The sequence below is a fragment of the Streptomyces sp. AC550_RSS872 genome (assembly GCF_019049285.1).
Taxonomy (GTDB): domain Bacteria; phylum Actinomycetota; class Actinomycetes; order Streptomycetales; family Streptomycetaceae; genus Streptomyces.
Genome location: NZ_JAGMUL010000184.1, coordinates 1 through 12,199, shown reverse-complemented (window position 1 = coordinate 12,199; position 12,199 = coordinate 1). Strand labels below are relative to the sequence as shown.

Sequence of the window (12,199 nt, the reverse complement as noted above, 5' to 3'; positions counted from 1 at the left end):
GGCGCGGGCGGACGCAGGGTGCGCGACGACGGCAACACCGAGGTGTTCGCCAAGCCCCTGTCCGACGGCTCGGTCGCGGTAGGCCTGTTCAACCGGGGGAGCAGCACCACGACCATCACCACCACGGCCGCCCAAGTCGGCCTCACCGGCGGCTCGTTCACCCTCACCGACCTGTGGACCGGCGGCACGACCAGCACCTCCGGGCAGATCTCCGCGAGCGTACCCGCGCACGGCGTCGCCGTGTTCAAGATGACCGGCGGCAGCCCAATGGCCGCCACCACCGCACGCCTGCGCGGCACCGGCTCCGGCCGCTGCATGGACGTTGATCGCGCCGCCACCGCGGCCGGGACGACGACGCTGATCTGGGACTGCCACACCGCCGCCAACCAGCTGTGGACCACATGGGCCGGAGGCGAGATCCGCGTCTACGGCGACAAGTGCCTGGACGCTTCCAACCGGGGCACCACCAACGGCACGCCGGTCATCATCTGGCCCTGCAACGGCCAGGACAACCAGAAGTGGACCAGGCAGGCAGACGGGTCGATCCGCAACGTCCACGCCGGACTGTGCCTCGACGCCAACGAGGCCGGCACCGCCAACGGAACCCCGGTCATCCTGTGGACCTGCAACGGCCAGAACAACCAGAAGTGGACCACGCTCCCCTGACTCGCCACCCCTGCCACCGCGCGGGGTGATGCCCGATCGGTTGAGGGCAGTCCCACGACAGCGGACCGAGCTGCGGGGACTGCCCTCCTCCACCGGGCTCGTCAGCCGCCCCATGTGATCGGTGAGGCGGTCGTTCCCCGAACGGAGACGGGTGGCTGCCGTGCAAGGGTCACTGCTCGGGTGCGAGCCCGCGCTCGGCCAGCCAGTCCAGTTGGACGGGTGGGTTGGAGCCGCAACCGCCGCCGTGGTCGGCGAACGGCCAGACGGTCATGGTCCGGTCCTCACCCGCGTAGTGGTTGAAGGCGGCGTAGACCGTGGAGGCCGGGCAGATCGGGTCCATCAGGCCGACGCTGAACAGGGCCGGTGCGGTGGCCCGCTGGGCGAAGTGGACGCCGTCGAAGTAGTCGAGGGTGGCGAAGGTCGGCTCCACGCGGTGGCGGCTGTGCCAGCGCAGGTACTTGGCGATTTCCGGGTAGGGGCCCTCGCCGGTGATCTGGACGGCGCGGCGGAAGTGGCACAGGAACGGCACGTCGGGCATCACCGCCGCCACCCTGTCCCCCAGGAGTCCAGCGGTGGCGAGGGCCAGTCCGCCGCCCTGGCTACCGCCCGCTACCACGATCCGGCGGGCATCGAGGTCGGGCAGTTCCGCGACGGCCTCCACCGCCCGCGCGCAGTCGGTCATCAGGCGCCGGTAGTAGTAGTTCTCGGGCGAGTCGATGCCGCGGGTCATGAATCCCTCGACCCACTGCGTGCCGTCGCCCAAGGTCCGGTCCGGGGTGTCGTGGCCCTGGCCCCGGCTGTCGACGACGAGCTGGGCGTAGCCGGCGGCGGGCCAGAAGAGGTGGTCAGTGGGCAAGCTACGGCCGCCGCTGTAGCCGTTGTAGGTGACGACGACGGGCAGCGGGCCTTCGGCTCCGCGCGGGCGGAGCAGCCAGGCGGCCACCGGCTCACCCTGCCAGCCGGGGAAGCGCAGGTCGTCCACCTCGACGGTGCGCAGCCGGAACCGGTCCGTGACGCGCTCGGCCTTCACCGCTCCGCCCTGTGATCGGGCGTCGTCGAGGGTGTGCTGCCAGAAGGCGTCGAAGTCGTGCGGTGCGGTCGACACCGGTCGGTAGCCGACGAGTTCGTCATGGCCGAAGTCGGTGAGAGGCATGGGGACTTCCTCCGGAGGGAGAGACGGTGAAGCGGCGAGGTAAGGGAACGTGGACAACACGCGAAGGGCATGGGCGGTGGCCGTCACCGCCCGAGAACGAACGGCCGCCGGTCTCGGCCTGCGTGACGGACGGCGTGTGCGGAGTGCAGCGAGGTGGAACTGCGGGAGGGAGCGGTGGGCAGTTGGGGGTGTGCAGGGCAGGCGGATACGGTCCAGCACCTGGCGGAGGCGTTCGATATGAGCGCCGCGCCAGGAGAAGTCGTTGCGTCCTAGCTCGGACCGGGCCGCCCGACCCTCCGTACGGAGAGTCGGGCGGTACTTCCCGGCAGAGGGCGGCCGGTCACTGGTCCGCCCTTCTGCTTGTGGCAGCGTCAGAAGCCCACGGCGCCCCAGGAGTGGGCGGTGTAGTCACCCGGCCCGAATTCCCAGCCGGCCATGACGCTGTTGAGGTAGTGGTCGTTGGTGTAGAGGCCCTTGTTCTTGCCGTAGTCGAAGAACGGGGTGAGGCTGCCGGACCACCAGCCGGACCTGCTCCTGTCCAGGAAGCTGAGGGTGTGGTCGCCGTTCGGCCAGTTGTAGTCGTAGATGTCCCAGCTGCGGCCACCCAGGCTGACATTGGTCACGGTCGGGATCGCGTTGCCGTTCCCGTCGTAGCGGTCGGCCAGCGGCTGGGTGTTGGACCAGTTGAGCCAGATCATCAGCTCGGTCTTGGAGTTGCGGTTGTTCGGCTCGGGGTAGGGGTCGATGAAGATGTCGTACGTGGCGTTGTAGCGCGAGCCGGACTTCGGCCACGCCGACTGGCTGAACCACGAGTTGTTGTTGGGGTTTACGGCGCCGATCTTCTTGGGGAGTGTGGTCACCGGGGACGACCAGCCCCAGTCCTTACCGTTGACCATGGCGACGAAGCCGGTGCCGGTCGAGGCGTTCACGCCCCAGGAGTTGTCGTTGGCGTACCACGTCGAGGCGTTGCCGCCGGTCGAGTAGTGCTTGAACCAGTACGTCTGTGACGCTGCCACTGCCGAGTTCGGCAGGGTGAAGACGAGCGCCAGAGCCGTGAGAAGCGCGGCCCAGCCGATACGGAATTTCATCAGCCCTCCGGAATGTGTGCCGAGTGGGGGGATCACACAGGAGAGGAGAAGTCGGTCGTCCTGCCCTGGCGGCAGGGCTACGTCGGTCTCCCCTTCGGGGCCGGGGGTGCGGAGCGCGGTGACCGGAAGTCAGACCTCACTTCGGGTCGCCGTAGATGACTCCGCGTCCGTTGGTCCCGAAGTACACGCGACCGTGGACCCGGGGGTCTCCGGTCATGGTGTTGCCGGTCCAGGCGTACTGGTGACGGTCGTCGTTGATGCGGGTCCAGGTCCGGCCCGCGTTGTCGGACCGGAAGATGCCGCGCACGCCGTGGATCTTGGAGCTGGTGTAGACGGCGGGGTACTTGGCGCCGGGCGCGGCCTTGCCGAATCCGACGACATCGCCCTGGTCCACTGCCTCGAACCTGGTGAAGGACGTTCCGGAGTCGGTCGACCGCCACAGCCCGTACGGTGTGGGGGTGGTGGGCTTGGTGGTGCCGCCGGCCAGCCAGATGTCACCCTCGTGGCCAGGTACCGGCTTGAACCGGACGTTCCCCGCGGTGGGCAGACCGGTCGCCGCCGTGGCCTTGAAGCTCTTGCCGCCGTCCGTGCTGAGGTAGAAGACGCCGGCGTCGTAGGCGTAGAACTTCGCCGGGTTCACCCGGTCGGAGCGTACGGAGGCCCCGGTCGGCAGGCCCTTCGACGCCGTCCAGGTCGCTCCGCGGTCGTCGGACCAGCTGACCGGCGCACCGGCCGGTGACCAGACGATCTGCCTGCCGTCGGCGCTGATGGCGACGGCCTGGTCCTCGACTCCGGGCCCGGTGACGCCGGACGGCTCACTGCCCGACGGCGTCCAGGTGGCTCCGCTGTCGGTGGAGATGGCGAAGTGCTGGGTCCAGCCGCTGGTGGGGTGGCCGACCCTCACGATGGTGTGGGGCGCCAGCTCCGCGTAGTCGAGGGCCGGGGTGCCGCCGAAGGTCGGGCTGTCGTACATCTTCGGCGCCCTGCGGAAGTCCGTGTGCCGGAAGCCGCCGACGTCGCCGACGCCGGAGAAGAGATGCGCCGCGCCGACGGGCGGGCTGATCACACACATGACAGCGGTTTCCTCCAACCCCTGGGCCCGCACGGACAGGTGCACCGTGCGGTCGCTGTCCCAGTCGGTCAGGTTGTCGGCGCCGTAGATCGTCGCGCCGGTGCCGTACATGAAGTGGTCGGAGTCGAAGGGGTCGATCTGGACGGACTCCATCATCCAGCCCAGCTTGGGGGTCATCTCGGGAAGCGACGGCGAGGCGTTCCAGGTCAGCCAGGGGGCGGCGGAGATGTCGATGTCGTAGCGCAGGGTGCGCTCGTTGTTCGGGCCCAGGTCCCACGCGCGGGTCCAGCTCTCGCCGCCGTCGGTGGAGCGGAAGAGGATGCAGTCGGGCGACCACTTGACCTGGGTGGACACCATCAGTGTGTCCGGGTTCTGCCGGTCGATGGTCAGGCCGCTGTAACCGTACTGGTTGTCGTCACTGGTGGACGGGACCGGGCTGATGCGGGTCCAGGTGTCGGTGGCGGTGTCCAGCTTCCACACGTCACCCTTGGAGCCGTCGTAGGGGCCGGCGGTGTTGCTGGTCGCCAGGTACAGGTAGCCGCCGACGTGGTCGAAGACCGCGTGGTGCGGGATGAAGCCGGTGGGCTGCCCGGGGACGCGTTCCCAGGTCGCTCCCGCGTCGGTGGACCGGTACAGGATGTTGTCCTTGTCGGCGACGGTGACGTAGAGGGTCCGGGTGGCCTTCCCCGCTCTGCCGGTGCGCTTGTCGAAGACGACTTGCAGCACGCCCAGGTTGTCGCCGTTGTAGCCGTCGGGGTCGGTGGGGTCGATGACGAAGTTGCCCGCGTTGGGGAAGCTCGTCACCTTGGCGAACGTCTTGCCGTGGTCGGTGCTGCGCCACAGCCCGTGGCCCCCGCGCACTCCCAGGTAGAGGATCCTGTTGCGGTTGGGGTCGATCACCAGCCGCTCGCCGATGCCCCGGCCGGGCATGTTGCCGCCCAGCCGGAACGGCAGCGGGGTGGTCTTCCAGGTGCGGCCGCTGTCGGTCGAGCGCAGGATCGCCGCCATGCTCGGGTCCCATTCGGGCAGGGTGTAGGTGCCCGCCGCCAGGTAGACGCGGTCGGGGTCGACCTCGTCGCTGGCGATGCTGATGATGCCGGTGTGTCCGTACTTGTCCCAGCCGATCCAGTCGGTGAGGGGAATCCACCGCCGGGACGCCGTGTCGAGGCGATAGGCGCCGCCGATGTCGGTACGGGCGTACACCAGTCCGGGTTCGCTCTGGTTGAAGACGATGCCGGTGACGAAGCCGCCGCCGACTATCTCGGCATTGCGGAAGGTGTAGGGCGTGCGTCTGACCTTGCCGTTCGCGCCGACGGACGCGGCGGAGGCGGGGGACGCGGCGGAGGCGGCGGACGGGGCGAGCACAGGGAGTGCGGCCGCGGCCGCGCCGGCGGCCAGCAGTCCTCGGCGGGAGAAGTGCGGGACATGGGTCATGACGCGTCCTTGCCTTTCTGGTGCGCGGGAAAAGTGAGGTAACCCGCCTCGGTGACCGCTCTGTTGGGGAGTCCGACGGACGCGCTGTCCGGTCGGCCGACCGTGCTGGTCACATGGGCGGGCAGCGCGGCGGCCAAGTCCTTCTTGCTGCTGGTGCGCCGGAGGCCGTTCGCAGGACGGCTCGGCGGTTCGTCTCCGTGCTCATGTCGTTGCGGCCCTTCGTTTTCGTGGAGCCGACCGGCGGGCGGGCCGACGCGGAGTCGCCCGGAGGACTGAGGGCGGGAAGGAATCCGAATCGATGCGCTTCGACGTTTCGGTGACACTAAGACTGTGTTTCAGGCCACGACAACGGGCCGTCCAGGTCACTTTCCGGTAACAGACACGGTCGAGGGCGACAGTTCCCCCGCCCTCCATACGGCTCCGACCCAGGTGAGCTGGCCTTCTGGGCTACCTCTCAGAGATCTACGCCAACGCTGGAAAGACGCCTTGCGACGGCTGAGTGACGTGTGATTGACACACGACTCAGCGTCATGCCAACGTCGAAGCGCTTCGACTGCATGACAGCGCAATCGAGGAAAGCCGTACGCCGCCCGGGCGCGCAGTCGCCAGGCTTCCCACGCCTTCTCCTTCGACCTCCTGCAAGGGACATCTCAGGTGAGTACCGCCGCCACACCCCCCGAGCCGCCCACTACCGACCTGCCGTTCCGCGACCCCGCGCTACCCCTCGCACAGCGAGTCGACGACCTGATCTCCCGGCTGACGCTCGACGAGCGCATCGAGCTGCTCTACCAGTACTCACCAGGTGTCCCGCGCCTCGGGCTGGCCCCCTTCAAGACCGGCACCGAAGGCCTGCACGGCGTGTCCTGGCTAGGGCCGGCCACCGTGTTCCCACAGGCGGTAGGCCTGGGCGCCACCTGGGACGAGGAACTGCTGCACGAGGTCGCCACGGCCGTCGGCACCGAGGCCCGCGCCTTCCACGAGCGCCCTTCCGACGACGGCTACCCGCACAGCCTCCAGATCTGGGCCCCCGTGGTGAACCTGCTGCGCGACCCCCGCTGGGGCCGCAACGAGGAGGGGTACGCGGAGGATCCGCTGCTCACCGGCCGGCTCTCCGTCAGCTACTGCCGGGGGCTGGCCGGGGACCACCCGGTCTACCTGCGCACGGCACCCCTCCTCAAGCACTTCCTCGCCTACAACAACGAGGACGAACGCGACCTCACCTCCTCCGTGGTGCCGCCCAGGGTCCTGCACGAATACGACCTCGCCGCCTTCCGCCCGGCCATCGAGTCCGGCGCCGCCACCGGGGTCATGCCGGCCTACAACCTCATCAACGGCCGCCCCTGCCATGTCAGTCCGCTGCTGGAGACCGAGGTACGGCGCTGGGCCGAGCCCACCGGCCACGAGCTCTTCGTGTGCAGTGACGCCGGAGCCGTGACCAACCTCGCCGAATCGGAGCAGTACTTCGACGACCACCCCACCTCCCACGCGGCGGCGGTACGCGCCGGCGTCGACAGCATCACCGAGCAGCGCGAGGACGGCAGCATCACCCTCGGCAGACTCCGCACGGCCGTCGACCGCGGGCTGCTCACCGAGGCCGACATCGACCGCGCCGCGCGACGCCACCTGTCGATCCGCTTCCGTCTCGGCGAGTTCGATCCGGACCTCGACCCCTACGCCGGCATCCGTGACGACGTCGTGGACAGCCCAGCACACCGTGCGCTCGCCCTGCGCGCCGCCACCGAGTCGGTGGTGCTGCTGAAGAACGACGGGGCACTGCCGCTGTCACCGGCCCCCGGCCGGCGCGTGGCGCTCGTCGGCCCGCTGGCGGACACCCTGTTCGAGGACTGGTACAGCGGCACCATGCCGTACCGGATCACGGTCGCCGCCGGCCTGGAGACGGCGCTCAAGGAGGGCGGCGCCGAACTGGTCCGTGCGGAGGGAGTGGACCGGATCACGCTGCGAGCCGCTTCCACCGGAGGCCTCCTGCGCGTCCCGGCGTTCGACCCCGGCGGGCCGATGGTGGCCGGCGCCTCCACCGACGAGCAGGAGTCCGGCGACAGCGCCTGCCACGACCTGTTCGACTGGGGCGGAGGCGTGCTGACCCTCCGCAACGCGCGCACGGATCGCTACGTCACCCTCAAGGACGGCGACCTCACCCTCGCCGCCGACCAGACGCAGCCGAACGGCTGGTTCGTCCACGAGACCTTCCGGCTGGAACCCCAGCCGGACGGCACGGAACTGCTGCGCAACATCAGCAACGGCCGATACGCCGCCGTGGACCCCGCCACCGGCCGGGTCACCCTCTCCGCCGAAGCCCCCGAGAAGGCGGAACGGTGGACCCGAACGGTCGTCAGGAACGGAATCGCCGACGCCGTCGCGGTCGCCGCCTCGGCGGACGTCGCCGTGGTCGTCCTGGGAAACGACCCGCACATCAACGGCCGCGAGACCGAGGACCGTACCGGCATCTCGCTGCCGCCCGCGCAGGAAGCCCTGCTGCACGCCGTCGCCACCGAGCGCCCCGAGTCCGTGCTGGTCGTGATGAGCAGCTACCCGTACGCCGTCGACTGGGCCGACGAGCACCTGCCCGCCGTGGTGTGGACCTCCCACGGCGGGCAGGAGACGGGCCGGGCACTCGCCGCGGTCCTGCTCGGCGAGGCCGAACCCTCGGGACGGCTCCCGCAGACCTGGTACCGCGGCGACGACCCGCTGCCCGGCCGCCTCGACTACGACATCATCACCGCCGGCTGGACGTACCAGTACCACGAGACCGCACCCCTGTACCCCTTCGGGCACGGTCTGTCCTACACCAGCTTCGCCTATTCCGACCTGCGGCTGTCCGCCCGGGAAGCGGCACAGGACGACACACTGACCGTGAGCGTCGAGCTCACCAACACCGGAACGCGCCCGGGCACCGAGACCGTGCAGCTCTACACCCGTGCGCTTGCCGCCCGTCATCGCGCGCCCAGGCGCAGACTGACGGACTTCCGCAAGGTCTCCCTCGCCCCCGGTGAACGGCGGCGGCTGGAGTTCGGTGTGCCCGTCGCGGCCTTGGCCCATTGGTCCGTCTCAGCCGGCGCCTTCGCCGTGGACCCGGGACAGTACGAGATCCTGATCGGGCACTCGGCCGAAGCAATCACCCTGACAGCGCCCTTCACCGTGACGGGGCCGGCCCTCCCCGTCCGCGGCCTCATCGGCGGACGACTGGAGGCCCTCGACTTTGACGAGTGCGAGGGCGGCACGCTCGTCGACGCCACCCGGGAGAAGGGGGAGGCGGTCACGTCGGCAACCGGCGACACCCACTGCCAACTGCGCTACCGGTCGGTCGACCTGGGCGGCCCGGCAGACGGAGCACGCATCATCACGGCCGAGGTGTCCCGCGCGACGGAGGGGGACGCGACCGTCGAGATCTACGCCGACGGCGGTCCCGGTACCGGCACCTTGCTCGCCGGCCTCCACGTCCCCGCCGACACCGACGGCCGCTACGACTGGCACACCGTCAGCGCACCGATGCCGACGGAGGTGACCGGGGTGCACGATCTGCATCTCGTTCTGCGGGGCGGTGTCCATTTGGCCGCGATCGCAGGCGGGACGCGGTAACGACCGATGGGACGCGGTAGGAGAACGGTCCGCCGCCGCGTTCCGCAGCTTCCGCGCATTGACGCACGTGGCCCGCACGGATCTATCCTCTGCCTGAACACGGGGCGACGTACCGGAGGAGGACCGGGGCGGGTATGCGACAGATCGCACGCCATGACGTCGTCTTCGTCGCCGGCACCGCCGGAGAACATGAACTGACCTGGTCGCAGAGGGCCCATGAGCGCGAAGGATGCCACCCCCACCTCCACGGCCCCCGCAACAGGAACATACGGATGGGTCGGCCACTCGACGGCACGCCCGACATGGCCGCGGTGCTGCATGGCTTCGCCGCGGTCATGGCCCACTTCGAGGCGCTGCGCACGCTGTATCCACGTGACGCGGACGGGCACCCGCGCGCGGTCGTCGTGGCTTCCGGGGTGCTCCAGGTCGACGAGTACGCCTCCGACGCCCCACCGACCTACGACGAGCTGAGCGTCTTCACCCTCCGGCTGGCCGAGCCCGGATTCGCCCCGGACGACCTGCCGTTGCGCGCCGCCGTCATCACCGTGGACGGCAGGCCCATCCACATCGCGCTGTCATTGCACCACTTCTCGGCGGACACGACGGCCGCCCGGATCGTGGCCGAAAACATAGCCCGGCTGGCCGCCGATCCGGGCGCCGACCTCGGTTCGGGGTGGCATCCGCGGCAGATCGCGAGCTTCGAAACCAGCCCCTCGGGGCTGCGGCACGCCCATCGTGTCGACACCCATGACCGGGCCATGCTCCGTCAGTCCGCCATGCCCGAACTCCTCGCGCCCGTGAGCCGCGACGGGGACGCCGTCTACAACTTCGTATGCCTCGACTCGGCGGCGGTCGCGCTCGCGGCAGCCCGTCTGGCGAAGCAGTACCGGACATCCGTGGCCGCCGTGCTGCAAGCCGCATACGCGTGCGCGCTCGCCGAGCACCTCGGCATCGGCAACTGCGTGTTCAACACCGTGATGGCCAACCGGCAGACCGCCTTCGCCCGCGAGGCGGTGGCCCATATCGCCGGCAGGGCGCTCGTCCCGGTCGACACGTCCCTGGGCAGCGACCGGTTCCCGGCGCTGTGCCGGGCCGTCGACGCGGCACTCGTCAGATCCTCCTCCGTCAGCCTGCGAGAGCCCGACCGCTACGCCAGGTCCCTGGACGAGGTCTCCGCCGAACTGGGCCGCTCCGCACACAACCCGTACGTGATCAACGTCCGCCCCATAGCGCCCCGCACGCTGATCCGGGCTCGCGCGGCCGGCGCACAGCAGGACCTCGAGCGAGCCATGGAATCCAGCCGTTACCGACGATTCCCCAAACCCGTCGACACGAACTCCGGAAAGCTCTGCTTCGATGTGTGGGGTATGTCCGAGACGGCCGGAATCAGTCTCGGGACGGATGCGAGGTCCTTCAGCGCGACGGATCTCGAACAGATACTCCTGTCCTTCGAGAGGCGGCTGGTCGGAGCCGCGATCGGCGGTCACGCCGCACGGAGCAGCTCCCCCGCCGGCACGTAGAGACGCGGCGGGGTGCGGATGGCGGACGTCGAAATATGCGCGGCCGGCGCGTGCCGTACGACAAGCCCGCCCGGATCGACTCTGCGCACAGCCCTGCGGTGCTTGTCCTCGCCGTCCTGCCACGTGTGAGCCGGCCACAGCGGGTGCCGTCCCCGGCCGTGCCCACCACCGATGTTTCTTCCGGGATCCGAGTCCGGAAAGGGTTCGGATCCCGGGCACGGAGTCATCCCGCGGCCAGAGTGGTCCACTTCTGGTTGGCGCCGCCGTTGCAGTCCCACAGCACGAGCTGTGTGCCGTTGGTCGCGGAGGCGCCCGGGACGTCGAGGCAGCGGCCGGAGGCGGGGTTGCGGTAGCCGCCGTTGAAGGGCTGCCAGACCTGGTTGGCGCCGCCGTGGCAGGACCAGAGCTGCACCTTGGTGCCGTTGGCGGTGGCCCCGCCGGCGGCGTCGAGGCACTTGCCCATGGAGCGCAGGGTGCCGTCGGTGTAGGCGGACCAGTACTGGTTGGCACCGTCGCCGCAGCTCCACGTCTGGACGGCGGTCCCGTCGGTGGTGGCGGCGCCGTTGACGTCCATGCACTTGCCGGCGACGCCGGACTGTACGCGGGCGGGGGCGGGGGCAGGGTTCCTCAGCCACCCTGCGCTGTCCGCGGCCTGGACGCCGCGGTGGAAGGCGTCGGCCATCTTCCGGTAGCCCGCGTCGTTGGGATGCAGGGGGTCGTCCAGGTCGGCCGTGGTCAGGCTGCTCATGTCGACGAATGCGACGCGTTTGCCCGCGGCCTGTGCGTCGCTGACGATCTGGCGGGTGGCCTGGTTGTACGTGCCCCGCCACCGCTCCTCCGAGCTGCTGGTGGACACGACCAGGGAGGCGACGAGGACGGTTGCGTCGGGGACGTCGGCGGTGACCTGGTTGACCAGCGATCTGAGCCGGGCGATGGCGGTGTCGACCTCGGAGGCCCCTTGGAGGTCGTTGGTACCGATGTGCAGCGTCACGACGTTGGGCCGGTAGCGGGTCAGCGAGGCGTCGGCGAGTGCGGCGATCTGGTCGATGCGGTATCCGGAGTGGCCTTCGTTGTCGGGGTCGGACATCGAACCGCCCCGCACCGTGCCCACGAAGTCCAGCGGATGGCCGTCCGCCGCAAGCTTGTCCCACAACGGGCCCCGGTAGCCGTTGCCCGTACTGCTTCCCACGCCCCAGGTTATCGAGTCACCCAACGGCATGACCCGCAAGGGCGTGTCGGAGGCGGCAGAGGCAGGGGCCACACCTGCCGCCGTCATCCCGAACGCAGCGGCGACAAGCGTGATCAGGGGCAGGATCCCAGACTTTTTCACGGAGTTTCCTCTTTTCTACGAGTGATTGCTGAATCAGCGGGGCTGACCGCCACCTGGCCGTACCGGGGTTCGGGTGATGGCCGGAGCACCGCCACGTCGTGGCGGCCGAGGTGACCCGGTCAGCCGGTCCAGCCAGCCGAACTCCCGTACGCCCGGCAGGGAACTGCGCGACCAGCCACGAGGCGGCGGCAGACAAAAGACAACGGATGGGCCTATGGCGAGAAATGAACTACACCGGGCGTCAGCCCTTGATGGCGCCGGTGAGCATGCCCTTCTTGAAGTGGCGCTGGACGAAGGGGGAGGCAACCGCGACGGGGATCAGTGCGAGGACCATGACGG

Annotated in this window: 7 protein-coding genes and 1 pseudogene; 3 read left to right on the top strand and 5 right to left on the bottom strand. The window is 69.7% G+C overall.

The features are described from left to right. A partial coding sequence (locus KUM44_RS39755) for a ricin-type beta-trefoil lectin domain protein (protein ID WP_217214638.1) occupies positions 1-666 on the top strand: 666 nt, incomplete at its 5' end. A gap of 169 nt (positions 667-835) precedes the next feature. Here the strand turns inward: KUM44_RS39755 and KUM44_RS39750 are convergent. The 3 genes from KUM44_RS39750 to KUM44_RS39740 all read right to left on the bottom strand — a co-directional run bounded on the left by KUM44_RS39750 (position 836) and on the right by KUM44_RS39740 (position 5,413). Continuing rightward, the gene (locus KUM44_RS39750; protein ID WP_217214637.1) at positions 836-1,819 is read right to left on the bottom strand and encodes an acetylxylan esterase; all 984 of its coding nucleotides are present in this window, start codon (positions 1,817-1,819) and stop codon (positions 836-838) included. Between the two features lie 371 nt (positions 1,820-2,190). Further along, a complete protein-coding gene (locus tag KUM44_RS39745) occupies positions 2,191-2,907 on the bottom strand; it encodes a cellulase B precursor (RefSeq protein WP_217214636.1) in 717 nt (238 codons plus the stop codon). Positions 2,908-3,043: 136 nt separating this feature from the next. Further along, on the bottom strand, positions 3,044-5,413 hold the full coding sequence (locus tag KUM44_RS39740) for a sialidase family protein (protein WP_217214635.1): 2,370 nt from the start codon (positions 5,411-5,413) through the stop codon (positions 3,044-3,046). A gap of 654 nt (positions 5,414-6,067) precedes the next feature. On the opposite strand from KUM44_RS39740, the gene KUM44_RS39735 reads away from it, so the two are divergent. Together KUM44_RS39735 and KUM44_RS39730 are read left to right on the top strand one after the other, a co-directional pair. Then, positions 6,068-9,010: a glycoside hydrolase family 3 protein gene (locus KUM44_RS39735; RefSeq protein ID WP_217214634.1), complete on the top strand. Its 2,943-nt coding sequence runs from the start codon at positions 6,068-6,070 to the stop codon at positions 9,008-9,010. A 134-nt stretch (positions 9,011-9,144) separates the two neighbouring features. Beyond that, complete coding sequence (locus tag KUM44_RS39730) at positions 9,145-10,530, top strand: condensation domain-containing protein (RefSeq protein ID WP_217214633.1); 1,386 nt, start codon at positions 9,145-9,147, stop codon at positions 10,528-10,530. Between the two features lie 223 nt (positions 10,531-10,753). Here KUM44_RS39730 and KUM44_RS39725 read toward each other — a convergent pair whose 3' ends face one another. Both KUM44_RS39725 and KUM44_RS46350 read right to left on the bottom strand, forming a co-directional pair. Continuing rightward, positions 10,754-11,806 (bottom strand): ricin-type beta-trefoil lectin domain protein, encoded by a 1,053-nt coding sequence (locus KUM44_RS39725; protein WP_217214639.1) that lies wholly within the window; start codon positions 11,804-11,806, stop codon positions 10,754-10,756. A 295-nt stretch (positions 11,807-12,101) separates the two neighbouring features. After that, positions 12,102-12,199 (bottom strand): annotated as a pseudogene (locus KUM44_RS46350) (carbohydrate ABC transporter permease); the annotation flags it as partial.